This window comes from Halostagnicola bangensis (assembly GCF_054653435.1).
Genome location: NZ_BAAIGG010000002.1, coordinates 2,930,793 through 2,957,496, shown reverse-complemented (window position 1 = coordinate 2,957,496; position 26,704 = coordinate 2,930,793). Strand labels below are relative to the sequence as shown.

Here is a 26,704-nt window from a genome sequence, read left to right as displayed (position 1 = left end):
ACCATAACAACCGGTAAAAAAGTACCCCGGGGACCACGAAAACTGATATATTTCTTCGCCGAGGCGACGCTATCGGAGCGATTTTCCTGGAAATTTTCGTATTAGTCCCTCCTTTCGCCCACCTTTCGTAGCCACACGTTCGGACGATCGAATTTCGACGACGTCCCGGCCGACTCGACCCGTCGCAGACACCGGGTGCCGGTCCGTTCCGTCGCGAACGAGTCAGACTGCTTCGAGCGCCCGAACTACCCGCTGTTGGGTATCCTCGCTCATATCCGGATACATCGGGACCGAAAGGATTCGCTCCGCGAACCGTTCGGCGTTTCCGTACTCGCCTTCGACCGCCGAGTACGACGACAGTGCGGGGATCGGTGGGTAATGGACGCCGGTCGTGATTCCGGCGTCTGAGAGGCGGTCGTACACCTGATCTCTGTCCAACGGATGGTCCTCGAGCACCTGAACGACGAACAAGTGGAACACGTGCGTTTTTTCGGGCGTTCCGCCGTTCCACGTTATCCCCGGAATCTCCTCTATCGCATCGATATAGGCGTTCGCAACGGTTCGACGGCTTTCGTTCATCGACTCCAGGCGGTCCAACTGACCGAGACCGATCGCCGCCTCTATTTCGCTCATCCTGAAATTGAGCCCGATCCCATCGACGTCGTACCCCCAGGTTTCTCGTTTCTCTGCCGGCGACTTCGTCTGATAGTGATTTCTGATTCGTTTCGCCTCGTTGGCAACCTCCTCGTCGTCCGTCACGATCATTCCTCCCTCACCGGTCGTCATATTCTTCGTCGCGTAGAAGCTGAAACAGCCCGCCTTCCCGAACGACCCCGCCGCCTTCCCATTGAGTTCGGCACCCGGAACGTGCGCACAGTCCTCGATCACCGTCGCGTCGTGTTCCCTCGCCAGCGCGACGATTTCGTGCATGTCACAGGGAAGTCCGTAGAGGTGGACGGGAACGATTGCGGAAACGTCGTATCGCTCGAGCAGATCACCGAGTACGGTGGGGTCGATATTTCCGTTGTCTTTGACGTCGCAAACGATCACTTCCGCACCCAGGTGTCGGACGACGTTCGCGGTGGCGGCGAAGGTGATCGCGGGAACGATCACGTTGTCACCGGGACCGATGCCTCCCGCGCGCAGGCTGGCGTAAAGCGCCGAGGTACACGAATTGACGGCGACCCCGTGGGCCGCGTCGTGACGGGCCGCAAAGCGCTCCTCAAATTTCTCCGTCCAGGGCCCAAGCGTCAGCCAACCCGATTGCAACACGTCTCCGATCGGCTCGAGGACTTCGTCTCCGATTACGTTCTCGACTTTGTAGAGCGGCACGCGGGAACTCATATTCAAGAAGATTGTCAGAGACGGGCTTAACCCTAATTCACGAAGTGTTATGTGTCGGCCGACGGGACTCGGGCCGCCCCTCCGAGTTCGGGTTGCCGTTGGCACGAACGTACCCAGGGACAGGGCGTGGTCGCGGTGTATCCACTCTGGCTTGGCTCGCCGTCGATCCCCTGGGAGAACGCCGCGCTCGATTGGTCGGTTCCCCGCCGTTCCGTACGGTTCGTCGGCCCGTCTCATTCGAATTCGACGACTTCCCCGTCGAGAACGGCAGTTTCATCCACGGTCACTTCCGTCCCGTCGACCGCGTAGTCGCCAGCGTACGGGACGACGACCTCGAGTTCCCCGTCGTCTCTGACGTCGACTTCCCGCTCGTACTCGACGGTTTCCCCGTCGACCTCCACTTCGGTACTCACCGTGACGTGGTCGGTCGCCTCGACAGGTCCTTCAAGCGTCGCACCCGGAACGATCGCGAACGCCGTCGCGTCGTCGTCAGCGTAGAGTAGTTTGTAGTGTTCGAGCCCGTCATTTTCGTGGCCGCCTGCGCCGAGTTCCTCGTGCAGTGTTGCCTGTGCGGAACCGTCCGGAGACTCCCCAGCAGAATCGGTCAAGACGACATAGCCGACATCGTCGTCCTCGAACTGGTCATACCAGCCGTCCGGATCGTCGTCGGTTCGGAACTCCTGGAAGTTTCTGTCGGCGTAGCTGTACCCGTCAGCGTGTCCGTTGACGAAGTAGTTGTGCATCCGATTGTCGCCCCACTGACTCAGCACGTAACTCTCGGGATACTCTCGGTCGACGTCCTCGGCATGCTCGTCGATCGCGATCGTCGCCTCGACTTGCGCGTCGTCGTAGGCCGTCTGTGCGGCAAACGACGGCGCGAAGACCAGGCTCATCCCGCAGATAATCAGCCCGATCAGGGCCAGGTGAGCTACCGTCGAGAGGTCACGCGGCAGGACGATAGACGGTGTTTTCGTTCCACCGTCGGCGGTGAGGTCGCGCCTTCTCCGTTTGGTCGTTTCATCAGGCTCGCGAAACGGCGCCGGGAGGCGACCGACATCGAGCCACGCGATCAGATACACGAGTCCGAAGCCGCCAAGCACGGAGAGCGGTACCGCCAACTGCGCCGCGAATCGAACCTGGAACGTAGCCATCGCGAGCCAGAACGCGACGTACGTCGAAAGCAACAACCAGGCCGGCTCGTACCGTCGATACGCGATCCAACAGGCCCACCCCAACACGACGACTGCGACGTAAAATTGAACGCCGAGTTGCGCCAACGGCCCCTGAACCACCGCTTGATCCAACGCGAACAGCGACGCCGTTTCAGTCGCACCCTCCCTGAAAACGACGTCGTCGGCACGGGCCCGAAGGGTCGCCCAGTTCTCCGGGCGCAGATAACTGAACGCAAGTACACTACCAGCAACCAACACGCCCTCGAGGCCGACTAATCTTCCGACAGGCCACTCGAGACGCCGCCAGAGTTCGCCGAGCCCGATCACGCCGAGGGCTCCGGCGAAGACGAGCATCGGAATAATCGCGATGAACGAGTCGTGCCATCCCCAGCGAACGTGTAAGCCAGCGGAACACACGCCCGCGATAAGGAGCCCGAGTATCACCGGCGCGTTCGCGAGCGCGGGCGAGAGATCCGCTCGCGCATCCATGGCGACTTTGAAGCCGACGTAGGCTGCGGCCGGGATGAACAGCAACACCGAGCCACCCCACGTGTGTGCGGAGACGGTCAGCGCGATCCCCAGGACGACCGCCGCGACCCACGTCCAGGGCGACCGGAGGTGCGCGCGGATCGCAGGAGAGAGGCCCGGGATCCGCGATGAAGTCCGTTGTTCCGTCCGAGACTCTCGACAGGACTCGAGATCGACGGCAAGCCACGCTAGGGTGAGCAGAGTCACCCCGAGCCAGAGATACTGATGCGGGCGATGCTCGAGGAAGCCGATTCCGGAGTAGACGGCGTGAATCGGGGTCAGTGCAAGCAAGATGACTGACGCGACGCCGACGCGAACGTCGTCGGTGACGACGATCGCGAGCCAGTACACGACGACCCCGAGGACGAGTGCCATCGCGACCGGTAACCAAGCGGCGACTACGTCCGCCGCCCACTGACCGCCGCCCCCCAGTTCCGCGAAAAACCAGTTCGCGGCGTGCGTGAACGGCCGCGTGTCTGCGGCCCGGCCCGGCATATCAGCGATCACGCCGAAATCCGTTACGCCGTCGGACTCGCTCAACAACTCCTCCATCCAGTGGCGATAGTAGTAGGGATCGTTCTCCGGCGAGACGACCTCTCCACCTTGAAACACGGATTGGTAGTTCACGATCCGCATGAAGAACAGAACCACGAGCGCACCGCCCAGGGCCAGCGCGGCCCGCGGATCGAACGCGATCGGGGCCCGCAGTTCGAATCCATTGTCGTTTTCGCTACCGTCGTTTTCGCCACCGTCGTCGTTTTCGCCATCGTCGCCGACCACCTCCTCCCCCTCGAGTCCAGCTCGAACCCCCGTGCGATTCGAAACTCGGTACTCGCCGTCGGTTTTGGTCACGATCCCTCGAGAGACCAGTTCGCCGAAGGTCCCCGAATCGACGGGCAGGTCGTCGAACACCCACGTCTCGTGTTCGTCGTCGACGGTGAGTAGCGTCTCGAGCGTCTCTTCGCCGTCGACGCGCTCCTCACGGAAGGTGGCTGCCGCGGTGGCAACCTCGGCGGGGCCCGGATCCTCGGCCATTACACCTACGACCTGACGCGGCGTGATTATGCTTTCCCCGCAGTTAGCATTCTGAGATTCGAGAGGGGCTCGAGGCGGTGACAGTCACGTCTTCGAGAACGCGACGTGACTTACAGATCTTCAAGGCGAATGCCACGGGGCTTGACCTCGAGGCACTTCACCAGTCGGCCCTCCATCCGGCATCGAGAGAGAGGCGTTTCTCAGACCGATGGCGAGACGATTTGAGGCCGACGATAGCGCACGCATGGCATGATCGGGCGAGACTCCCGAGGGGCAGGGAGACGAATAAAGGACCGCGTTGGTGGCGAAATTCTTACTCGAATTCGGTAACCGTCCCGTTCACATCGATCCGGTCGAACTCGAGGGTAATCGATTCGTTCTCTCGAAGTTGGTCGCCGTGGAACCTGATACCCGTGTCGGTCTCGAGGGTCCGAAGTTCGACCTCGAGGGTCACGTCTCGGTTCGTCGGATGCTCGCGGAGGTGGATATTCCCGTCGTCGCTCTCGAGGACGACCTCGGCGGGTTCGCTTCGAATGGACTCGATCGTCGCGAATGTCTCCCCGCGGACCGTTTCGGTCTGTCCGACCCCCAGGCTCTCAGCGACTGTCGGGCTAACTGAGTCGAGTTCGATCGTGGCCCGGGTCGTCGTCGGCTCGCCGGCCTGCTCGTCGGTTCCTCGCTGGCGAATTTCGCCCTCGAGGTCGTAGGCGTCGGTCTGGAGCGTGAGTTGGGTTCCGATGGTTACCGGTTGGGTGCCGTACGTCGGCGTGGTGCCCTCGGTGAGTGTCTCGAGTTCGGCTCCGACGAACGCCCGGTACTGATCGCCGCCTGTTGGATAGAGATCGACGGCGGTTACGGTGGCAGTTTCGTGCGGACCGAGCGCGACCGTGTCGCCGGACTCGAGTTCGGCTGCGGTTCGGTCGTCTACCGTCGTTTCGAGAAGGACCGGGGTTGTGTCGGTCTCGAGGGCCGGGTTGTCGAAGTCGATGTCCGTCACTTCTCCTTGCGTGGTGTACTCGGCCGTGGTTAGTTGGAGGTCGGTTCCGACGCGGAGTTCCTCGCCGGCGTACTGGATGCTCGAGGAGTCGTCATCGGGGTCTGTCAGTTCGCCGTTGATTTCGGTTCGTATCGTGACGGTGGGTTCGCCGTTGCTGGTCGCGTCCGGCGTGACGTAGACGTCCGTAATCGTGAGGTTGTGTGGGCTGTCTTCGTGCGTGACGGTATCGCCCTCGTCGATTCGATCGACGACGTAGGATGGCTCGTGGCCCAGTTCGATCGTGGCGTGTCTGGTCTCGAGGTCTTCGTCGGGGTCGCTCGAAGATTCATCGGGCTCGCTCGAGTCGCCGATTCCGAGGACGCCGACGACCGCGACGCCTGCGACGAGGACCGCGAGCACGAGGACGATGGCGAGGGCGTCGACGACGTTGATGGCACCGAAGAGATTCCCGTCTTCGTCGATGACATTCACGAAGACTCACTCTGCATTAGAACCTTCTCTCCAGCGAATGTAAATAAGACCTCCGGCTTTTACGAGGCCTGAGTTCGCTCGAGCGGACTCGAGGATCGATTGTCGGAGTGTTAAGACTTATCATGCACCATGATAGTCGATTCGCTATGTGTGGATGGGGGAAGAAAAACCACCAAGGACAGAGGAGTCGACGGAGCGTTCTCCAGTCGGTTGCTGGAGTCAGTGCAATGGCAATTGTCGGAGGAACCGTTTCGGGGACTGTGGCAGGGACCGTTCCCGATGACTGTGATCGCCCGGCGAGAGCCGACGACTTTGAAGACGGGCTGAATAACTGGGATGTCGGCGGAGACGTCTCGAGGACGACCGAGGGTGTAGAAACCGATACCGCCGTCAGGATCACTGACGCCGAAACCGAGGAAGACAGCGTCGGTCGGATCAAGTGGGAGTGTGCGGGCGAGTTCAGCACGCACGACGAGTTCGAACTACGCGGCGTCTACCAAGCCGTTTCGGACACGCCGTACAACTACCGGTTCGGTATCGAAGGCGACGATCGATTCCTCTTGAAAATCGATCCCTCGAGCGACGCCATCGGGTTCGGCGACACCACCTGGACCTCCGTCTCCGGAGAAACGATCGACAGCGCATTTATCGGCTCGTGGGTCGAGTTCCGACTGGCATTTGACGGCACCGGCATCGCGAGTGCAAAAGTCTGGGAGCGAGGAACGTCCGAACCCGACGACTGGCAACTGTCGACGGAAGCCGACGACGTTTCCGGCTATCTTCGCGCCTCTGCAGGACAGAACGACCACGGGCGCGAACTGCTCGTCGATACGGTTGAACTGCACGTTCCCGGCGAAACGGAGTGTGTCGGCGACCCGACGTTCGACGATTTCGAGGACGGACTCGGTAACTGGGAGACTGGCGGTGACGTCTCGACCGTCGATGACGGAGTCGTGACCGAAACCGCCGCTCGACTGACCGACTCCGAAGCGGGCGAGGGAAGCGTCGGTCGACTCGAGTGGAAGTGTGCCGGCGAGTTCAATACGCACGACGAGTTCGAAGTCCGGGGCGTCTATCAAGCGGTGTCCGACGCGCCCTACAACTATCGATTCGGTATCTCGGGCGAGGACCAACTGTGGTTTTTGATCGATCCCTCGAGTGATGCGATTTCGTTCACGTCGTCCCGTCTCGCCTCGCCCGCCGAGGAGACCATCGACGACGCGTTTATCGGCACGTGGGTCGAGTTCAGGATCCAGTTCGACGGAACCGGTTCGGTCCGAGCGAAAGCCTGGCGATACGACAGCCAGGAGCCAGGCGACTGGCAAATCGCGACTGACGTTGCCGAGTTCACCGGCTCAATTCGTATCGGAGCGGGCCAGAACGATCACGGTCGCGAGATGCTCGTCGACGAAATCGCGATTACGGCCGTTCAGTCTGACGATGCAGACGGGGATGACGAGGAATCGGGCGAGGACGAACACGACGGCGAGGAGAAAGACGGAGAGGAAGGCGAGCACGACGAAGGCGAAGAGGACGAACACGGCGAAGGAAATGAGGACGAACGCGAGGGGGAGGACGAGCACGACGACGGAACCGGCGATCCGGACGACGACGGGGGCGAAGATCAAGACGAACGCGACGGTGAAGGCGATGACGAGTCCGACGAATCCGATGAGTCGGAGTCAGCAGCACCGACCGCGTCGTTCGAATACACCCCGTCTTCACCTGAGACAGGAGAACAGGTTGCGTTCGACGCGAGCGACTCGAGTGCGCCCGCCAGTGACCTCATCGACTTCTCTTGGGAGTTCGGCGACGGGAATTCGGCGTCAGGAGTGACCGCTTCCCGCGCCTTCGACAGCGCTGGCGGTTACAACGTCACGCTCACCGTCACCGACGATACCGGGGCGGAGGATACGGTTACCGAGCAACTAACCCTCGAGGAGGGCGACAGCGATTCGATACCGGGATTCGGACTCACCGGCTCGCTGGCAACCCTCGGCGGCGTAGGGTATGTCATAAAACGCCGTCTTTCGACGGGCGAATCGGAATCGGAGTAGCCACTCTGCACTGGATGTCTCTGTCGCACGATAGCTTCTCAATCGCTGTCGGTATCTCCCGTCGAGGCGTGGGTTTACTCGAACTCCGTCACTTCGCCGTCGACAGTTATCCGATCGAAATCGAGGATGAGAGCGGAGCCGATCTCAAGTCGATCGCCCTGATAGGAGAGCGCCGCTTCGGTCTCCGTGGTTTGTAGTTCGACCGCTATCGTCGCGTCCTCGTTCCGGGGATGTTCCCGTTCGTGAAGCTCCCCGTCATCGCTCTCGACGACGACAGTTACGGGTTCGGTTTCGACAGACTGGATCGTCGCTACCGTCTCACCCCTTGCGGTTTCGGAGAGCCCCTCCTCGAGTTCGGCCGCAACCGCGGGGGAAATGTTCCGGACCTCGAGTTCGGCCTCGGTCGTGGTCGTTTCGAGGTCGGTAGTGGATTCGTCCCGCTCAAGGGCGGTCAACGTGCCGTTGGTTACGTAGGTGCCGCCCTCTAGCGTGAGGGCGGTGCCGAGTAGTATCGGCTCGCCGTCGACCTCGAAGCGCTCTCTCCCGTGATCGTCCTCGGTGGCGACCCCCCCGATCTCGAGGTGGATCGTCAGGTTCGCACCGTCCGCGAGCGAGGCGTTCGCGCCGCTTGCCAGCGAGGCGTTCGATTCGGTTTCGACCGTGGCGGTGTCGTAGATCCCCGTTACCGTTCCGTCCGCGGTTGTGCCGTCCCCGTCCCAGCCGCTGGTCTCGAGGACGTCGCCTTCGTCGAGGTCCTCGAGGACGTATTCGGGTTGCTCGCCGAGTTCGATAGTCGCGTATCTCGTTTCCGATTCGGGCGATTCCCCGGGCTCGTCCGAACCACTGCCCGAGATGATCGCGACTCCCGTGATGAGCACGGCGACGAGTAACAAGACGACGAGCGCGTCGATGATGTTCACCGCGCCGAAGAGCTTCCCATTGTCGTCGATCAGTGGCATGGCTCTCTCGAGTCGCGTGGTGTCAGCGGTCGCGGCATCGAACGACCGGGAGTTTGGTTGCCGGCGCTTCGACAACGGCGCGTCCCGCGTGGTGACGGGCTGAGCGGTGACATACCGTACCGCCACTCTCGATCACCATAATTAGCGAACGCCTACCGGCGACGTTGGGAGGGAGTTTTCCTTCGTCCGGGCCTCGGTTCCGTCTCACCGCGAGGGGGATTCTTCGAGAGATCCAAAAGCGCGTCTATGGTTTGTTGGCCGCACAACAGGCAGAGACACAAGCTCAATCCGACGCAAAGACAGCAGCGAGTTCTCCCGGAGAGTACAGATGAGGGTCCGGACGTTCGTTTGCAAGCGTTTCCAACTCGTCGGTGAACCCAGAACGCGAAAACAGCGCGTACTCAACAGTGCGATCACTGCCGTTCCATCGCACGTCCGGTTCGAGCGCTTCGATATCGGTTAGCAAACTGGTTCCGACAGGAGTATTGGTCCACTTGCACTCGCCGAGCAACAGCGTATTCGTCTGTGGATTGAGTCCGACGACATCGATTTTCGCTTCCTTGTCCCACCACCGACCGACACGCGAGCACTCGACCGGAAACGAAGCTGTCTGGACCGCCTGTTGACAGACCTCATCAAATGTGGAAACCATTAGCCGTGGAGGCCAGCTGTCACTGGATCCGCTTCAGTACTCTCGTTTTCTTGCTCAGTTGTCCCTGAAATCTCGACACTCTCGACGAACAAGGTATCTCGTCGTTCAGGTCCCGCATCGACGCCCACCAGTTTCACTGGTTATTTTCCAAACACTCGCGAACTTCACGGAGATACTGGACGAACCATTTGAGTTCGTTCTGGAGGTGGTGGTAAACAACGGCATCATCGATATCCTCACCGTAGTTGTGTGCGAGAATATTTCGAAACCCAGCTGCTTTCTGCATTTGCTCACTGGTTCGCTGTGACAAAATATTGCTCTCTCCGAGTTGTCTGAACCGTCCCGCGTTTGTCTCGGCTATCGGTTCGTTGATGGACGTAATCAGAATAGCTGCGATATCGAGACACGCTTCGATTGCCGTCTGGAACTCTCGTTCAACGATCGCTCGCTGTTCTCGACTGTGTCGATACGTACTTTCGTCGAGAGACTGTTTTCTTGCTAAGACTGTCATCGATTCCTGAACATACTCCACTTTCTGCAAAATACGCGCCTCGCCTTCGTCTGAAACCGTCACGCTACGTTTGCCTCGAGTTGCTCGAGTATCGAGTCGAATCGTCGCATTCGATCTTCGTGTGTTTCCCCATCAGTGGTCACTTCCTGCTCGAGGTCGCCGAGGAGATGTTGAACCTGATCGTTCTCACCGACGAGGACGGTTCCAGTTTGAAGAGCAGCGATTCCGATACCGGGTCGAATCGACTCAAAATCTGCGACGTCCACCGCATCCATTTCGAGTGCTTTCGTCAATTCGACGACGAGGTCGATTCGCAACTCGAGTCGTTCCTGTGGGGACCGATCACCGTCGAAAGCCACTGCAACGTCGATATCACTCTCCGGTGTCTCTGTCCCTCTTGCATACGATCCGAAGAGAACAGCAAGTTCGACTGGATACTCTTCGACAACCTGCGTAACAACCTCTTCCACTTGGTGATTCGCAGAGGGTGTCGAGTTCATTTTCAGTTAGATATACGTCGTGATCACATAAACCAGTTCCTCCACATCGACCGAAGATTGCCTGCGCCCCATGATCTGTGGACAGCCGTCGTCTTCGGGCACTGTATTTGCTACCGTCCGCAGCCATGACCACCGACGACCACTCGAGCGATAGACCCACCGGTAGCCCACCCGCCTACACCCGCGTTTTTGCTGTGGGATACGCTTCCCAGCACGCCCTTCGACCTCTCTCGAGGCGTCCTGTGAGTCACTGTCCCCGGTCATCCGAGGACACCAACTGTCACCGGCGCTTAGTCTCCGTCTGTCGTTTCCCCGGGGATGTCGGCATCGGTGGGGAGGATCACCCTGCGTTCGGTGTACTCGAGGCCGTTCTTTCGTTCGGTTCGCTTGCGGACCGCGAGGCGGTGCTTGGAGAGCTCAAGTATCGCGTCGATGGTTCTCGGGACGAGTTTCTTCGCGTAGGTCTCGCTCGTGCCGGGTTCCTGGCGTTCACAAAAGCATAATGATCAAGATAACTTTTGCAAATATGGACTGAGGAACTGGTCGATCCAGGACTTGGCGAATCCAAGTCGATTCGTAAGGGTGTTGAAGAGACGGCGAGCGAGAGTGCGGAACGCGCTCTCGCTCGCCACGACAATTGGTGAAGCGTTCCGTTTGAGCACTTTCCAGACCTGCTCGATTGGATTGAGATGCGGTGAGCCGACCGGAAGAAAAACGAGATCGATACCAAGTTGATGTGCGCGCTTGCGCGTGTGTTCACAGATGTGAGACGAGAAGTTGTCCAAGACGAGCAGAATCCGCGTTCCCGGATTCTGCTCGCGGACCTCCTCCAATAGGGCACAGATGTTCTCTTTCGATTGATCTTCAGGAAACGTTAGGACACTTTCACCGTTAAGCGTATAGCACCCGACCGCTGGTTCGTCAAGCTTCACCAGCGGTCGTTCCAGTGTCGGATCATCGACGTACCACAGTCGATGCGAATTGTCGTATGGTTGCGGATGCGAAGCGTCACAAAAACCGACGACAGTTCCCCCATCTGTACAGATATCGTCGTCGAGAACCCAGCCTTCGTCCTCATCATCAGGACGCTTGTTATGTGCTGTCTCTGGTTCCTCGTCGAACGCGTCTGCGACGCGTTCTTCGAGGATTTCATCGGCGTTCTCTGGCCGAGAGGGGCGTTTTGGACGTGGTTTCGCGTAGGATAGTCCAAGGTTCCGGAGGAATCGACCGAGATAATCCGGATGGTACTCAACATCGAACTCTTCGTCCAGAAGCTGATGAACTTCCTGTGCTTTCCAGGGCTGTCCCTCCCGGAGAAGTTCTAGAAGACGCTCTTGTTCCTTGTCACCGACCTTCGGGGGCCTTCCGCCCCCGAAGTTCGGTGTCAACTGACCTAGTCCGCCATCGTTCCATCGACGTGCCCAGCGACTTCCAGTCGACGCAGATTTACCAACGTCGTCGGCTGCTTCCTCGTACGTTGCACCCTTGTAGAGACGTTTGACAAAGGTGAGCCGTTTGATTATCTTTGGATCGTCTGCTTCGTCCAGCAGACGATCCAACTCCCCCTCACTCAGATGACGAACGAGATCGCCTCGCCGGTCTCCTCCCATTACTCGCCCATCTCAGCCCATGCCCATAACTTCCGTCACTCATTAAGCGGTTCTGATGATGCCAAAAGGCCACCGTCGCGGGGTTTCACCCCCCTTCGGCGGGGAACTGCTCGCTTCGCTCGCAGATGCTGCGGCTTTCCGCAGCGGTTACTTCGCACACGTAGTTACCGATCTGCCCGATTCAGTTTCACCTATGATTCTGAACGAAGAAACCGTACTACTATCTGTTGCTACAGTCACTCAAATCACGTGTTAATACGTGTTCACGGCAAGAGATTCAGGTGTAATCTCGCATGTTAACTTATGAGTTAACTCATAAACATTGAACCAACGTCGTTGACAAGTTACGCGGACTCGCCTTCGACGATTTGCAGTTGGTATCCGAGCTTCGCGCCTTCCGCGACCGCTTCGTACTCGTCTCGTCTGTCGATGAGCTTACCCACTGTTGGTGGGCTCCACGGGACGTCCTCGGCGATTTCTCTGTAGGACAGTCCTTGGTCTCGAAGTTCAAACACTTGACGTACGTCACCGACCTCGTCCTCGTCCGCCACGAGATACTGCTTGTTCTCGGCGAACAAGAGTGCTGCCGGGGCTCGCCGTGATAATATCCGGCGTCAGTCCGCTTGTTGGTTTCATCGATTGATTTTCGATGTATCGTTGCATCGCTTCGTGTTCGCTCACCGCCTGCACGAGCTCGATTGCAACGCTAAGCGGATCATCTAAATCGAGTGGTCCGGTCCCGACGTCGTGAAGTTCGACGTTGTTCGATCGGCACGCCATGGTGAGCTCCATCGTATCGTCGAAGTCTCGGGCAAACCTGCGCTTCCCGTCGGCCTCATACTATGTCGGTTTCGCCGTTCTTGAGCCGATCAAGAATTTTTTTCATTCCAGTTCTCGGCAATTGGGTATTCATTCTCAATTTCAACGTATTATCCAATGTGGCCAACCCCGAACCTCACCGAAATTACAATAAGACACAAGGAGCTACATTGGGACACAACCATGCCTGTCCACCTTGACACCCACGAACCCGACGTCGAACTCACGCCCGGGACAGCCAAATCCGACATAATCGCATTCCTCTACGACAACACCGAACTCGGTTTCAAACCCAAAGAACTCGAAGACCACCTCGAACTCCCCCATGGCACCGTCACCACAACGCTCACCCGGCTCTACAACGACGGCTTCATCGGGAAAACTCGGGACAGCCACTACCACGCGCTCGATCACCGTGAAGACCTTCACCGATACGTCGCCAGCCTCGACCAACTTGAGAGAATATTCGAAGACAAAGAATACGTAGGAACTCCAACGGAAGACGTGGACGAAGCCGAGCTTGACGCCGAGATTACCGAGTTAGAAGCCGAGCTAGACGATAAGTAAATATCCGATAGAGACAATCTGTTGGACGGTTGATGCAACCGGTGCCCTAACAACGTCCTGTCGTTATTCTCTCACACGAAAACACCCATTTAGCGCCAGTGACTGTACAGTAATGTGTATCGGGACAAGCGCCGGTGACTACGATCACTACTCACCAGAACTCAAAGACAAACACCTCTCAGGGATCAGTTTCGACAAAACGAATTCCCTTATGCCATGGGCGCTCCACACGATCCCTCCTAGTGGACTCATTACCACTCGAACAGGAGCTTACTGAGGACGGCGAGAAACTCGTGAAACGAGCCCTCCTCTCCCTCTTCAAAGTTTGACATACTTTCCCACCTGAAGATGCGGGAATCCCGACCGCGTTGGGATACGAACCCGGTCGAACAGCTTCTCACCGCACCACCACGTACCGCGCAGCTCCGCGCCCGCGGGGTGACTCGGCCATTCTTTCGGTGGTCGCCTGGCCGCCGTTCTGGGACCCCCGGCGGTCGTGCCGCTCCTTCCTGCGGGAGTTGCCGGTGACAACAATGACAACTTGGTCCCCCATCCCTACGACGACGTGGTGGGTTGGGTGAACTGCCTCTCCCATGCACCCTACCCGGAAACCCCAATTTGAGAATCGAAGACCAATTACCGAGGACTGATTCACCGCGCCCTTCGGTGCTGAATCCGCTTGACCACCACACGTCATTGTAGATCTTGTTTAGTCGACCGGTGGGTGTTCTTCGCGGGTATTGATCTCGTCTTCTACGCTTTGATGGCCTCTTTCTGGCGCGGAATTGACCGATCGCTGTCTTGTGAGAGTCGAGTGTATCCTTCGGCGATTAGTGTTTTTTGTTCGGCAATCACTGTCACACCATCACTCACTTCGTTTGTGGATTGTGACTTCCATCTTGTTCGCTGCGCTCCCGGCGGACCATTCGAGTTCGTCGCTTTGTTCTAGTCCGAAGAACTCAACAGTGTCTTTTGGGATGGTTACTCGGTACTGTCTCGTCTCTCGAGTCTCCCCGTTCCGGTTAGTAACCTCTGATTCAGTGATTTGGACCTTCGTTCTGGGCATCTTCCGTGTAGTGTTACGGGGAGTGTTATAGCTACACCCCCAGTGTTAACGCTCCTCTCCGACCTCTAACAAAATCACAGGAACCTACGCGTCGTCGTCATCCTGCTGTAGGAAATCGCTGGTGTCAATCTCGGTCGCTGCCGCAAAGGCTTCCCGGTCTTCCCGCATTCCGTCGATCACACTGTCACCAAGTTTCTCCCTCGCTTCCGACTCGCTGGTTGCTCCTGCAAGGTAGCGTTCGTACGTCTCGATTTTCTCTTCCTCACTCAACTCATCCATAGGTGGTGTTTTCTTCGCCGGTTCCGAAAACGTTAGCTTTCCTCAGTTGTGCTCTTGTCTGATTGATTCGCGGTGCCTCTCAATCGCGTCTCTCATCTCGTCCTGTTCAGTAAATTCGCTGAATCGGCGAGTGAAACCTCGCCAAGCGTCCTCTGTTGCGCGTGGTGTTCTAAAGTATTCGTTTCTCATCGTCATCATGATTGTTGAACTCTTGAGGGATAAGAGAGGGGGCTCGATTCACGTTGACAACTTCGCTGCGACGGTGGTCCTCGCGCTCTTCACGGAGCAGTTCCGTGGCCGACTTCTCATGTTCCGTCTTCTCGGATACAAGTGCGCCTCGAAGTTCGGACGGGCGCTTGACTGGTCGAACCACAATCTCCCCTTTTCGTTCCCGACGAATCGGACTCGACAGTGATCACTCGCGCCCTTGTCGAACCCCCTGAAAAACACGCACATACCCTCTCTCCTCCACGGATACAACGTATCCTTCGTATTTGAATACGATTTGCGCGTCGCCTTCGAGCGCCTCGACAGCTTCGGTATCGACAGTGTTGTGCAGTGGTGGTAAGTCGTCAGGGTCGCAGTCCTCCCGGTCGGCGACTGACTCAACGATTGCCGTCGTAACACTGGTTGAGTCGTTGGCACTCATTGTATTTTGGTTACTGTGACTGCGTACACGGATTCGCAGTCTTGGCATTCGATGTTCGCGTTCGTTCCGTCTTCCTCTGGGGAGTGTGTTATTGTCGAGTGACACTCGTTACATGTTACTGTGATATTCATTGTTCGTTTTTCATTCTGGTGGGTCCCCAGGGAGCGGTCATCAAACGACGTCGGCACATCTAAACCATCGCGGTATCTACTATCTGGTGCTCCCGTACGGGAGCCGCGGCGAGAGGGAGGCTTGCTTGCAGGCCAGACTCCCTCTCATACGCGCTTTCGCGCGCATGAGGTCGTTCGAAAGTCATTCAAATAAGGATTCGTGTTTCTATCTCGTTCCGTAACCGATTAGAAATGCAAAACTACTTTCTAATCGACGGGAGCGTGCTTGCATGCCTCGCGTGCCCGATCGCTCACTTCCATGTCGTCGTCTTCGATCTCTGCAAGCACATCAACGAAATCGATCGTCTCTCGTAACGGTCATTTCACATCCTCCGGTTCACACGTCTCTCACATTAACCCTCAGACCACTTGGACCACCCGGGACAACCCCTCCCACTTACTGCGGTTTTAGTGGTCCAAGCAGAATTTGAGTGGTCGGGCCACCCTGGACCACCCGTCATTGTGAAGGGAGGGGTGTCCCGAGTGTAACAGGGGGGAAGGGAGCATCGATCCCATCACCGGGGTGAGAGAAAGAGGGGCAGAACAACCATGATGAGGGTACGGGTAGCAGATTGACAGCACCGTTGTACTACTGGCGTGAGAGGTGTCTCGGGAGGAACGAAAAAGGTCGAAGGAGTGGAATGGTCGTATTGAGATTACGGGGGTCAGACTGGCAACACGACCGTACCGGGTGGTGTGATTGCACCGTTACTGGTCGAGTGCGTACAAATCCGTCCGTTCAAGCGCGTTCGTTATCGTTTTCCGGGCGCAATCAAGCTTGTGCGCAGCTCGCCGCTTCGATCTCTGGCCATCGCGCACATCCAACAACACCCTGCGCACGTGCTCGAAGTCGTCACCAGGCCGTAACATGCCATCTTCGACCTTGCAACCGATCGGTGGACGTCCACCAGCGTGTGGAATCCCTTGGTTGAGCGCGTCCGAGGAGTGGTCGGTGCCCGTCAGGATTCTAATCACGTGCATGATGTGATCCTCGATGTCATTCCGGGCTTCTAACGAGACGCCGTCTCGCGCCAAGTGTAAATCCGCGCCGCGTTGGAGTACCTACGTGATCTGTTCCGATGGGACGTCCTTGCCGGCCGGGATCACTATCGCCGAACAGTTACCGTCAGGCCCGGTCGAATCCCACGCGAATTTACTCGGCTTCTTCCCATTGCGATCGGTGCCGTCGTTACGTGTAACGGTGACGTGCACCTCCTTCCCAGTGTCCCGATCGGGGATCGCTACGGCCGTGACGAGTTCGTTCACAGCCTGTTTTGCCTTTCTCACATCCGGTTTCTTGAAGTTGTTTATCCCTTCAATTTGCCGAAGAACGTACCGTAAACATTCGTCGATTTGATTGTTTGCAGCGTGGTCTGAAGACGCAGTCACCCATACGATTACGTTGTTTGTCATGTTTGTAAGTGTAGTTACTGGCCGCTCAACCATAACTGCTCGGGGCTAAATCCCACCGTTCTACCCATGGGATTTAGGGTGTTTGAACACGGTCACATTCACTCTAAGGTCGCAAACGCTCTAAAATACTTTTTCACCAGGTAACAGCGTTCAAAGCCATATTTCAGCCTGTAAAATAACATGGTTTTTTCGCTCGAAAGTGTGTGTTGGTGTAGGGATGGGGGATTTACCCCCCGGGTGTGTGGGTTGCGCTGGTGCTTGGGTTTGCTTTTCTCAGTCGCCGGTCGGCTTGGTGTGTTTACTTTTTTGACAGTGGTCAAGTGCGGGGGTCGCCCAGTTTCCGCGCCGGCTCGCCCATCTATCGCCAGGAGAGCGAGAGTGTTGCACTCACAGTCAGGGGTGTTCACTCGCTCACACCTCGCTGGTAATCCTCGCGTATTTACTCGTCGTCATCCTCGACGTACTGCATAGTCTGTCGATCCTGTCGTGTCCCGAGAGTCACTGTACTTGGTGGATATCTAACTCGCCTATGTTGTTGACCAATGAGTAATCGCATTTCTTCGGACCCGGTGTGACGTGACAAACCATTCTTTGATTTCTTCGTCTGCTGAGGGGTTCACGGGACGCAATGGTCTCTGTACGCCTGCGTCTCTCGCAACTTGTTTAATTATGTCATTGACATGTGTTGGTTGTATCTTAGCGCTATGAGTAGTGACCAAAACTCGCACCTTGCCGGGCTCTGCGGCTGCATTATACGCGTGACGATCCTCGATCCACAAAGTCATTTACATTTACCGGTGATGATTTCCCAGAAAAACCGCTCCGAAAATATTTCACTCCAGATTATAGATAATGGTGTATGCCGATCGAGCCCCGCTGGAGCGCGAAGATCGATGAACGGGGAATGCCCGCGGATCCGTTGAATGCGAACCGGTCACGGAATCGGTTTCGGAATCTGTTCGCCCATGGGTCGATTACATCGATCACGCTCCGACTTCGATACCTGTCGATTTTCTGTTGGGCATTAGAGGAACTGGATGCAGATGCAGACAATCGATATCAGCGGGTGAAAAACGTTGAGAAGATGTTCTGTCTTGCTAGTCGGTACCGGCAATTAGAAACGGACCAAGGCGGAGAAGCGCTCCGCGGGATGGACGGCAACTCTCGGTTCAACTTTGACCGTGAGGAGTTTGAGGAGTTTGATCTCGACGAGTTGGAACTGTTGAAGAATGATGGCCACGCGTACGCTCAGTTCTACCAGAACCAACTACAGAATCATCTGTTAAAACGAGGGGATTTCGAGTTGACTGGAGCTGGACGCGAACTCGCAGAGATTGTTGATCGAACCGTTGGTGACGAAGGGGACCGAATTCTTTCGTGCGCACGCAACGGGCGGGCTGAACGCAGTGATTTTGAGGCGATTGCACGGGACTTTGCGAATCAGTCAGTGTATCTGGAGGATGACTTCGAGTCAGAGCGGCGAGCGCTACAAAAGATCATGCTCGGATTTGTGAACTGGGACGGCAACAAGCAATCAGGGACAGTCCAATTGGCAGATGGGTTTCCCGACCATCTTGAATTGGATGTTCTTAATCATCTGAAAACGACGATAGAAGAAGGTGAGTTCGAGGAGGCCGGGGCAAGTTCGCTGTATCAACGGTATTTCCGCGGGTTTCACGAGATGCGAGCGGCCTATGCGTGTTTCCTGTGTCGATTCTGGCAGTTGTATACTGCTGATGACGACGATCAGTTGCACTTGACTGCGAGTGATGCGAAGCGATTCAATCAGTATCGAGAGTTGATGCGGTTGTACTGGTTGCAGAGTTATGCGGGACTCGCTATCGAAGGGCAGTTAGAAGCCGCGTGTACGTTCTTGAATGCACGCATACCTCCGCGAGCCGACTACGAAACACTCCTGACAGCGGTGACAGACGAACCCGGTATGTCTGCAGCATTCTCAGCAGTGGCCAGTGGTGTTTCAACGACACAGAGTGAAGAGACGACTGAGCCAGTTAACGCGGTGCGTGATTTGATGCTGTACGGGAGTGCTGAACGGAATGATCTGTCCATTACTGTGCCTGAGGACACCGCGGCTGAGACAGTGACGGTCGGCGAAGCGATGGCAAACATTGAGTCTGTCGTGTCCAGAGGGTGGAAAGCAGAACCGGCTGTAGCCGGTGGGACCCATTTGAATGAGGCTCTACTGGGGCAATCGCTTCGTTCGTCGTTGAATCAGCTGCACGACGAGATTGATGACGAGCAAGCTCAATTGGAAGCCTGGACAACGAGTTTAGCGCGGTCGGTTGCATTACTCTTGTTGGTTGTGGCTCGGTTCAAACAGGTGCAATCAGAACGTGAGTGGCTGTACAATTATGCGTATAACCGGTTCGACTCGCCGTACACGTCGCTCTCAGAGCTAACTCGGTTCGTCGAAGCCACTGACGAGGAACTGCCATTATCTGAGTTCGCACGGAAAGTGCTGCACGAAAAGGTGGTACAAACCCATTTAGAAGTATTTTACAGTCGGCTGAGTCCGGGGAACCTCAAACGCGCTGTGTCCTTCGATCAGGATGAACGGCTGTGTCTGGAAGCAGATGTCGAACGTGGGTCCCGACCGTTTACCGCCCGGTCGTCGCTCATTCGCTTTAGTGAGATGAACACGCTGCTCCGCGATGCCGGGCTACTGACGACGACAGAAGACGGGTATGCACCGTCTCCAGCTGCTTCCGACGTGTTGTCCCGGCTCGTGGAGGTGGATGACGCGTGAATCTCTTAGATATACTGGATGGCCATGGATGGAGTATCCAGCAAGCGATTCAAACGACGTATCCGTTTGATCCACAATTCTACAGTAGCTACGTGCGTCCGCGGTTACAACGCCGGAACTGTGAGTTACCGCTCGTCCTTGTTGACGGCAACCGATATGAGCGAGAAATCACGAGTGCTGACTGGCGTGAAGCCCCAATTGGAACGGACTACCTGTTAGAGCCAGTCCAGTCACCAGGAGTGTTTCACCCGAAAGTGAATCTGTTCGCGTCAGAACGAAGCGTATTCTACTCGGTAAGTTCTGCAAACCTCACTCTCGAAGAATACTGTAAGGCCGCCCAGATCGGGTTCGCAGACGGGTTTCAAAAACCAACCGCCGAGGACGAAACAGAGCAGCTTGGCGAATCGTACTTCGTTGCGAAATCCATCCGTGATTTTTACACCGAATTACTCGACTACGAGGACTTCATCACCGGGCAAGACGCCCGAACTTACATCACCGAAACAGCAGAGACGCTCGCATGGCTCGACGAGATTGAGAGTTCTACTGTCGATGAGACTGACCGGAATACTTGGTTTGTGTCGAACCTCCACGACCCGATCATTACGCAACTGCTTGACCGAGTGACAGATAACGGTACTCGTGAGATTGAACGAGCCCGATTGTACGCGCCGTATTTCGGGTCGCCGACTGTACTTCGTGACCTTGCAGAGCGACTGGATGCCACCCACCTCGAATTACTGGTCGAACCGGAAAGCACTGCCCTCACCGTAGACGAGTTAGCAGAGACGCTTTCCCCATTCGAGTACTCTGTGCGCCGACTACAGCCGGACCGAACAACTCGATGGGTGCATGCAAAATTTATGATACTTGACGGCGAATGGGGCCAGGCATGTCTCTACGGCAGTCCGAACATGACCAGTACCGCGCTGACAGCATCGGCATCACACGGGAACGTCGAAGCTGGCTTAGTGACTGTCGCCCAGGAAACCGATGAAGAAACACTGGAAGAGGCAGTTTTTGACTCGTCAGCATTCCGGTTCACTGTGTCAGAACCAGTCGCTAATCCAGCAGAACTGGACCTGCGATCGGCAAGCTACGAAGACTGGGAAACACGCACTCCAACCAAGGAAGGAGGGGTTCGGTTAGAGGATGCACGAGTCACTCAGCCTGGCTCTGAAGGCGACACTGAGCTCATCTTGACCGTCGCTGGACTGTCAGACAACCCGGAAATCCGGGTACACACGGACACTGGTGCTGAGAAAACCGTCGAGGTCCCCGACGATGAGAGTCCTCAAGAGGTGACACTCCTGCTCACAGCAGCTGAGCGCGAACAGTGGACCGGCACAGTCGTTACTGTCACAGTCGCCGGGACTACCAGTAATCCACGGCGCGTCGTCGAAGAGATGCAGGCATATTACCGTGAGTTCCGAGAGATCACGCAGAGTGCCGGCACCCAGAGCTCGAACACATTACTGCGAGAAGTGCTGCAGAACCCGGACACTGCAGCCGTCAACGTCTTTGACATCGCGCTGTCCGAATTACAGAAACGAGCAAAGCAAGCAGGTGACGACAGCCCTCAGACAGACACACGCTCACAGAACGACCCAGACGGTGAACGCCCACCGCCAAAGATCACCGAAGGAGATCGATCGCTGCCATCACTCCACGCACTGGTTGAGGACCACTTGTCCTACCATCGTAAACAAGCACTGGCTGCGCTGACAGTCACGGACCGGCCGGAGCCAGCGACACTCGACGCGTTTACCGACCACACCCAGACGTTCTGGGAAACAATTGAACTGTGTTTTGCACTCGAGCGACTCGGTCGCTTAGACACAGACCGTATCGACACGGAGAACCTATTCGAAGCGTGCGAATCCGAGATCAACGCGTGGCTTACAGCACTGACGCAGGTGGTTCAGCGGGTGAATGGGATAATCAATCAAGCTGAGCAGAACCCGGATGTACAAGAACTATTATTCGGACATCATGACCAACCTATCATAGACGAGCCAACGTGGCAATCACTCTGCGAGATCCTCTTCCTGCACCCTGGCATCGTCCTCGAATTCGATCACCACTCAGACTACACCGTCTTCCGTTCACAGAACAGGCTTGCCAGCCGCCTGGTCTCTGTCTTCATAGACATACACCCGTACATCGGCCAGCATCTCTTGACAGGCGCACCACTCATCGAGCAAGTAAACACGCTCCTCAGCAATCTCACAGTTGAACTCGGTGACGACGACAGCGAAATCGAACTATCTGGCCGCGGGATTCAAGCACTGCTTCTCTATCTGCTCATTCAACGGTTTGCGAGCCAAGGCGCATTCTTCGACGGAGCAACACCGCATCCAGACACGTCGCAGGATGAGACCTCAGCAGTAGCAGGATACGTGATTCAAGCCGAAGACGCACTCGTTACCTACGAACTCATGAGTTCACTAATGCTGACAGTGACTATCAAAAAAGAACTCGACGACATCAAATCCTTAGCAGCCCTGTGACAGCGCCACCGGCTTATGTAATTCTCCTGGATTCCGTTACCCGCGTTCTAACCGTCGAACACACAATTACCCGAACAGCTGTTCACGAGCACTGTCTCACATGCTCGCATCCCCGTTCAACAACTCATCCAAATCACTGTACGTCTCATCAGGCTCGCCACCCCACGTTTCAACACGTCCCAAATCTCCCTCAGGCACCTCTTCGTCCGTCGTATCATCTTGTTCAACGGGCCGACCACCACGATTGAATTCATCAAGCGGGAACGCGTACGCTGCCGCCCGGTACTGCTTGTGGAACGTGTTCCGCCGCGTCACCCCGAACACGGACCCGACAAGTTCCCGGTCACAGCCGCGGTCGAGTGCGCGTCGCACTAACTCGTCTTCAGCGCGTTGGAACGCTAACGCGCGGTCATCCGGAACGTGCTCGCGTGCCGACACGTCCACATCTCCTGGGAACCCCCATGCCCCGCTTTTTGCATCCTGATCGACGAGTTGCTCGTCACGTCCCGACACGACCTGGTCTAACCCCATTAGCACCCACAACCGCTCCCGTATCGCCGTCTCCGACAACAATACTTTCATTCGTACGAATACGTCACGGAACGGTGCTGGCCCGATCTCGTCCAGCACGTTCAACAACAACACGTCATGCGGCAACAACACCTGCATATCTTCGCGTGTCAGGGGGACCGGGGCGTCCGTTATCATTGGCCGATGATGGAACCAATTATGACACCCTCGGCACGTCACCGCTAAGTTCATCGGGTCATCCACCGGCACATCACTCGGATCGCGTTTAATGTGATGGACGTGCAGTATCGCTATGCCGTACGGCGGGCCACGCGCCCCACACCACTGACATCGATTCCCGCGTTTAGCCAACATTACCGCGCGCGTCGCCGCATCCACCGTATCCGCCCCATGATCCCACTGACTCACGTCCCTGCCCTCCCAGTACATCGCACCGTCATCATACTCGATACACCTCGAATCTTCTGCCGTCGTGTCTGTAACTCACTCATTCGATATCGTGAATCCGCATTCATTGTCCGCGCTCCCCGGCACTCCATGACGTATCGCTTCAAATTTCGACCTGTGAGGCTATGTGTCGTGAACCGTCGGTGTTAGTGATTTCAACGAGTAATCCGATTTCGAGCAGTACCGCCGCGTCAACTGGCCTAATTCCCCGGTTCGCAACACATCAACGACGTTGTGCGTCACGAGGTCAGCGTACTGCTGGTTCTCGAACGCCGTCACCGCTGTAGCGCTGTCATCGAATGGGTCCCGCTCGTTGAGATCTCCCCCGACAAGCGTCTCATATGATGCTGGCAGGCTCGACTGTTTCTCATCATCCACGACGAGATTGAACCGCCGCGTCACGACTGGCAACAAGTCCGCGTACGGCATGTCGCGGAACGGCCACTCTACATCCGTCGCTGCCAGTCGCGTCCGCAAAAACGGTAAGTCAAACCCTCCCTTCCACCGCTCGCCATTAAACGCGACCAGTAGCACATCCTCACCATGTAATCGCTCCTGCGCGAACATACCAACTGCTTCCAACAACGCCGCCTCCGACGCGTACACTGAGAGTTTCACGTGCGTTCCACAGCGGTCCCCAACAACCGCCTCCAACGCAGCCAGGTCACCGTCCAGTGTCTCCTCGTCCGCCTGCAGGAACACTTGACACCCAAGCGGTAATTCGATCCCGACCGTCGTCACCACGTCATCCACATCGAACCCGGTCGTCTCGATATCGAACGCGACGAACTCAAGGTCAGCCATTAAGCCCCCGTCTGACAGCGGCATGGACCGCGTTCAGATAACCGACTAACTTGTCCAGCGGACTGGGGATCTGTGAACGCCCGTTCAATGATCGTTCCTCGTTCATTGGTGCCGTTATATCACCTGTGAGTTACCACACACCATTCTAATACATATGTCTTTTCTAGCGACAATTTCGCATCCCAATCCGGCGATACATGTTCAAAATATGGTGCAATACCGACTGAAAACTCCTATATAGGGCGAATATTTTTAAACCCTTGGGTGCTCAGAAAAGCCCATAAATATGATTTATTCTAACTGTAGTAACGAAATCCGTCCGAAATCATATTTGGACTGGTAGTTCAGAGTCCACCGGAAATCGGGTGTTCCCAGCTGCCCTCACTCACCAGGCCGCACATTACTCGCCATACCCGACTCCAACGCCATTACCGACCACCCCCAGCTAGCTCCACTCGACTATCGCTAACCGGCCGGACACGACACTCACCGAATCCGTACTTCGCATGCGTCCCGACGCGCAACACCCCGTTCCGCGCCGTCTCCACCGGCTCACTCCCCGCGTACCCGACCACCTGCCCATGATCGACCGTTTCGACTCGATATGTCTCCCCACCGTCAATGAACCGTGTTTCCCGTCGCCGCAACCCGTCATCACGCCGCCCATCCGTCGCACCCGTTCCTGTCTCGATCATCGGCGATGTCGTCTCCGAACTTGCATCCCACCACCACGGCACTGACTGGTCATCCCCAGCCGGGCACTCACTCGAGAGGACGTACGGCGACACGAGTTCGAGGACGTACGCATTCGACTCCGCATCCGTGAGTCGGCTGTACTCGAGCGCATCGAGATCAACGACCTGTGAGTCTGCCAGCGACAGTTCACCAAACCCGTAGTTGCGCGCCCCGCCAACCCGAATCCCGTCAAGCACGTCGTCACCAACAGGGACACCAGCATCGTCGCCCCGCCTGCCATGCAGGTAGCAGTGTACGAACCACTGCATCGATCGCTTCGAATTCCGCTGCTCCGGCGGTCGCCCGAAAAAGCACGCCGGCGCAAACGCGATCCGATCACCGTGGCGTTCTACGTCATGCACGTTATGCGCATCCCGCGGCCGTGAATCTAACAGCCACCGGTGGGCCACATCCCGGAACACAAACAAATCGTCGTATGACTCGACCGGAGGAAGCGACCGACCGAGTTTCCCCGCGTACCCCGACTCCGAATGCGAATCCGGGTACTCACCGTACTCACCCGGCACGAACACACCGTGACTCACGTGCAACGCCCGTCGCGTCCGCTCGTCAACACGCCGCGCAATCGCGTTGAAAAGTGCGTTCCCCGTCACGAAATACGGATGCCCAAGATACGACACATTCATCTCGAACAACACTTGCTGATTGACATCCTCCCGCGCCTGAAGACGCGTGAATCCCACGGTACCACACCGTTGGATTGGGATATTAGGGTTTGCAGTCTACCACTTGTTCCCTCGGTGAGAATCCGTGGGACAAGTCATGAAGGTAGACTCCGGGCTGTGCCAACCAGCCGGTACTCCTATCCCCGCCCAAACTGGCCGAAGACTCGGAGTTACTTTGGTTCAGGTCGAGACGGATGTTCTCCGCCCCGTTCACATCTGCGTTGAACGCCGCATTGCACTCCTTACAGACGTACAATCCACGTTCAACACGCTGACTATCGTCTTCCGTACCGCACACACAACACGTCTTGCTCGTGTCGCCCTCTGGAACTTCTACGACTTCGATCCCCTCGACTTTCGCCTTGTACGTGAGGATGTTTGTGAAGCGGTCAAACGCCCACCCGTGCAGGTCAAGATTGCCGTGCTTGCCCCAGTTTTTCGACTCACCATCTTCGTCTTCACGGACCCCCTCCAAGTCCCCGACATTGATGCGGCCAACATCTTTCTCGACACACCGCTGGACGATGTGTTTGGCGAGACTGTGGAAGAAGTGAGTCCGGCGCTCCGACCACTTGTGATGAAGCCGCGTGGCTTCGTCGCCACCAGAATTGTCGCACTTGGCAATCTCCTTCGGGAAGTAGTACCCATCTTGCTTCAAGCGGTTGCCGGGGTACAGGTCGGCTTCCTCGGTGCTGTACGCAACAGCGGCGAAGTTACAGATTCCGAAGTCAACACCTGCGGTCTCGGTGCCTGGTGCGTTGGCTGTCTCGATTTCGTCTTTGCACACGAATACGAGTTCTGTACAAGCTCAAAGTAATCCTGAATGGGTGATAAATACGTGTTGGTAATATTCTATGTCACAAGAATATTGAATAGTACGAACAGATAGCAAGCGAATATGAGTGATACCAAATATGGTCCTGGCCCGATCAAATGCCAGGAGTGCGGTACAGAACTCGAGACCATTGAGAAGGGGCATCTACAAAGCCAGAACTGCACCGGAGCTGTAGATGACGTAGAAGACTACCAAGCCAAATACCCAGACGAACCGACCCGGACCACTGAGATGCGGGACAAAATCAGTGACAAGATCTCTACGGACTAACGAAACAGGGATCTCGCCTTCTCTTTCACCGACTTCACTGCGCCCCTAACCCTATACAACACTGTATCGAACAAAATCAGCCGGACAGAACATGCATCAACACCATTCTCGAGGAAGACACCCGGTTCGTTGCCCTCGGCGTCACTGACTGGAATGAGCAGCGACCCGTCACCGAACTCGAGCACGACCGTTGTCGTGTCGACGGGGCCCTCCATGCCAATTCGTCGGGGGTATCGCCGGCCAACTGCCGTACGCCCATGATAACCTGACCTCCGATGGCATCCATACCAGTTGCGTTGAAGACTGGGCGGATAAACATT

The 26,704-nt window shown here is 56.7% G+C and carries 22 protein-coding genes and 3 pseudogenes; 6 read left to right on the top strand and 19 right to left on the bottom strand.

Annotated elements, in window-relative coordinates; translation table 11 throughout:
- Positions 1-222 precede the first annotated feature (222 nt).
- The 3 genes from ACYQ14_RS16525 to ACYQ14_RS16515 form a co-directional block, all read right to left on the bottom strand.
- Positions 223-1,344 (bottom strand): DegT/DnrJ/EryC1/StrS family aminotransferase, encoded by a 1,122-nt coding sequence (locus ACYQ14_RS16525; protein WP_459889442.1) that lies wholly within the window; start codon positions 1,342-1,344, stop codon positions 223-225.
- A gap of 233 nt (positions 1,345-1,577) precedes the next feature.
- Positions 1,578-4,079 carry an MFS transporter gene (locus tag ACYQ14_RS16520; protein ID WP_459889441.1) on the bottom strand — a complete coding sequence of 834 codons (2,502 nt, stop codon included), beginning with the start codon at positions 4,077-4,079 and terminating at the stop codon, positions 1,578-1,580.
- Positions 4,080-4,392: 313 nt separating this feature from the next.
- The gene (locus tag ACYQ14_RS16515) at positions 4,393-5,547 is read right to left on the bottom strand and encodes a DUF4330 family protein (protein ID WP_459889440.1); all 1,155 of its coding nucleotides are present in this window, start codon (positions 5,545-5,547) and stop codon (positions 4,393-4,395) included.
- A gap of 227 nt (positions 5,548-5,774) precedes the next feature.
- Here ACYQ14_RS16515 and ACYQ14_RS16510 point away from each other — a divergent pair, with 227 nt between their 5' ends.
- Positions 5,775-7,604 carry a PKD domain-containing protein gene (locus tag ACYQ14_RS16510; protein ID WP_459889439.1) on the top strand — a complete coding sequence of 610 codons (1,830 nt, stop codon included), beginning with the start codon at positions 5,775-5,777 and terminating at the stop codon, positions 7,602-7,604.
- A gap of 74 nt (positions 7,605-7,678) precedes the next feature.
- Here ACYQ14_RS16510 and ACYQ14_RS16505 read toward each other — a convergent pair whose 3' ends face one another.
- From ACYQ14_RS16505 to ACYQ14_RS16475, 7 genes and pseudogenes are all read right to left on the bottom strand, one after another.
- Complete coding sequence (locus ACYQ14_RS16505) at positions 7,679-8,563, bottom strand: DUF4330 domain-containing protein (protein WP_459889438.1); 885 nt, start codon at positions 8,561-8,563, stop codon at positions 7,679-7,681.
- 283 nt (positions 8,564-8,846) lie between these two features.
- Positions 8,847-9,215, bottom strand: coding sequence for a DUF234 domain-containing protein (locus ACYQ14_RS16500; RefSeq protein ID WP_459889437.1), 369 nt, complete (start codon positions 9,213-9,215; stop codon positions 8,847-8,849).
- A gap of 133 nt (positions 9,216-9,348) precedes the next feature.
- The gene (gene hepT, locus ACYQ14_RS16495; RefSeq protein ID WP_459890104.1) at positions 9,349-9,747 is read right to left on the bottom strand and encodes a type VII toxin-antitoxin system HepT family RNase toxin; all 399 of its coding nucleotides are present in this window, start codon (positions 9,745-9,747) and stop codon (positions 9,349-9,351) included.
- A gap of 38 nt (positions 9,748-9,785) precedes the next feature.
- The gene (gene mntA, locus ACYQ14_RS16490) at positions 9,786-10,196 is read right to left on the bottom strand and encodes a type VII toxin-antitoxin system MntA family adenylyltransferase antitoxin (RefSeq protein WP_459889436.1); all 411 of its coding nucleotides are present in this window, start codon (positions 10,194-10,196) and stop codon (positions 9,786-9,788) included.
- Positions 10,197-10,516: 320 nt separating this feature from the next.
- Positions 10,517-10,714: pseudogene (locus ACYQ14_RS16485) on the bottom strand (DUF8008 family protein); the annotation flags it as partial.
- 18 nt (positions 10,715-10,732) lie between these two features.
- Positions 10,733-11,836 (bottom strand): IS630 family transposase, encoded by a 1,104-nt coding sequence (locus tag ACYQ14_RS16480; RefSeq protein WP_459887771.1) that lies wholly within the window; start codon positions 11,834-11,836, stop codon positions 10,733-10,735.
- Positions 11,837-12,180: 344 nt separating this feature from the next.
- Positions 12,181-12,387 carry a hypothetical protein gene (locus ACYQ14_RS16475; RefSeq protein WP_459889435.1) on the bottom strand — a complete coding sequence of 69 codons (207 nt, stop codon included), beginning with the start codon at positions 12,385-12,387 and terminating at the stop codon, positions 12,181-12,183.
- A gap of 385 nt (positions 12,388-12,772) precedes the next feature.
- Here ACYQ14_RS16475 and ACYQ14_RS16470 point away from each other — a divergent pair, with 385 nt between their 5' ends.
- Complete coding sequence (locus ACYQ14_RS16470; RefSeq protein WP_459889434.1) at positions 12,773-13,222, top strand: MarR family transcriptional regulator; 450 nt, start codon at positions 12,773-12,775, stop codon at positions 13,220-13,222.
- A 1,150-nt stretch (positions 13,223-14,372) separates the two neighbouring features.
- Here the strand turns inward: ACYQ14_RS16470 and ACYQ14_RS16465 are convergent.
- Together ACYQ14_RS16465 and ACYQ14_RS16460 are read right to left on the bottom strand one after the other, a co-directional pair.
- Positions 14,373-14,567 carry a DUF8065 family protein gene (locus ACYQ14_RS16465; protein ID WP_459889433.1) on the bottom strand — a complete coding sequence of 65 codons (195 nt, stop codon included), beginning with the start codon at positions 14,565-14,567 and terminating at the stop codon, positions 14,373-14,375.
- 415 nt (positions 14,568-14,982) lie between these two features.
- Positions 14,983-15,216, bottom strand: a complete 234-nt coding sequence (locus tag ACYQ14_RS16460; RefSeq protein WP_459889432.1) for a HalOD1 output domain-containing protein — start codon at positions 15,214-15,216, stop codon at positions 14,983-14,985.
- A 362-nt stretch (positions 15,217-15,578) separates the two neighbouring features.
- Between ACYQ14_RS16460 and ACYQ14_RS16455 the strand changes: the two genes are divergently transcribed.
- The gene (locus tag ACYQ14_RS16455; RefSeq protein WP_459889431.1) at positions 15,579-15,701 is read left to right on the top strand and encodes a hypothetical protein; all 123 of its coding nucleotides are present in this window, start codon (positions 15,579-15,581) and stop codon (positions 15,699-15,701) included.
- A 747-nt stretch (positions 15,702-16,448) separates the two neighbouring features.
- Here the strand turns inward: ACYQ14_RS16455 and ACYQ14_RS16450 are convergent.
- Positions 16,449-16,799 carry a hypothetical protein gene (locus tag ACYQ14_RS16450; protein ID WP_459889430.1) on the bottom strand — a complete coding sequence of 117 codons (351 nt, stop codon included), beginning with the start codon at positions 16,797-16,799 and terminating at the stop codon, positions 16,449-16,451.
- A gap of 859 nt (positions 16,800-17,658) precedes the next feature.
- Between ACYQ14_RS16450 and ACYQ14_RS16445 the strand changes: the two genes are divergently transcribed.
- Positions 17,659-19,566: a hypothetical protein gene (locus ACYQ14_RS16445; protein ID WP_459889429.1), complete on the top strand. Its 1,908-nt coding sequence runs from the start codon at positions 17,659-17,661 to the stop codon at positions 19,564-19,566.
- A complete protein-coding gene (locus ACYQ14_RS16440; RefSeq protein WP_459889428.1) occupies positions 19,563-22,076 on the top strand; it encodes a phospholipase D-like domain-containing protein in 2,514 nt (837 codons plus the stop codon). The genes ACYQ14_RS16445 and ACYQ14_RS16440 overlap by 4 nt, the downstream gene beginning before the upstream one ends.
- Before the next feature lie 96 nt (positions 22,077-22,172).
- On the opposite strand, the gene ACYQ14_RS16435 is transcribed toward ACYQ14_RS16440, so the two are convergent.
- From ACYQ14_RS16435 to ACYQ14_RS16415, 5 genes and pseudogenes are all read right to left on the bottom strand, one after another.
- Positions 22,173-22,607, bottom strand: a complete 435-nt coding sequence (locus ACYQ14_RS16435; RefSeq protein ID WP_459890122.1) for a hypothetical protein — start codon at positions 22,605-22,607, stop codon at positions 22,173-22,175.
- A gap of 198 nt (positions 22,608-22,805) precedes the next feature.
- Positions 22,806-22,961 (bottom strand): annotated as a pseudogene (locus ACYQ14_RS16430) (HNH endonuclease); the annotation flags it as partial.
- Positions 22,962-23,177: 216 nt separating this feature from the next.
- Positions 23,178-23,858 (bottom strand): hypothetical protein, encoded by a 681-nt coding sequence (locus ACYQ14_RS16425; protein WP_459889427.1) that lies wholly within the window; start codon positions 23,856-23,858, stop codon positions 23,178-23,180.
- A 428-nt stretch (positions 23,859-24,286) separates the two neighbouring features.
- On the bottom strand, positions 24,287-25,240 hold the full coding sequence (locus ACYQ14_RS16420; RefSeq protein ID WP_459890102.1) for a hypothetical protein: 954 nt from the start codon (positions 25,238-25,240) through the stop codon (positions 24,287-24,289).
- A gap of 82 nt (positions 25,241-25,322) precedes the next feature.
- A pseudogene (locus tag ACYQ14_RS16415) lies at positions 25,323-26,078 on the bottom strand (RNA-guided endonuclease TnpB family protein); the annotation flags it as partial.
- Positions 26,079-26,177: 99 nt separating this feature from the next.
- On the opposite strand from ACYQ14_RS16415, the gene ACYQ14_RS16410 reads away from it, so the two are divergent.
- On the top strand, positions 26,178-26,384 hold the full coding sequence (locus ACYQ14_RS16410) for a hypothetical protein (protein WP_459889426.1): 207 nt from the start codon (positions 26,178-26,180) through the stop codon (positions 26,382-26,384).
- On the opposite strand, the gene ACYQ14_RS16405 is transcribed toward ACYQ14_RS16410, so the two are convergent.
- The gene (locus ACYQ14_RS16405) at positions 26,381-26,599 is read right to left on the bottom strand and encodes a hypothetical protein (protein WP_459889425.1); all 219 of its coding nucleotides are present in this window, start codon (positions 26,597-26,599) and stop codon (positions 26,381-26,383) included. The genes ACYQ14_RS16410 and ACYQ14_RS16405 overlap by 4 nt on opposite strands.
- Positions 26,600-26,704 lie beyond the last annotated feature (105 nt).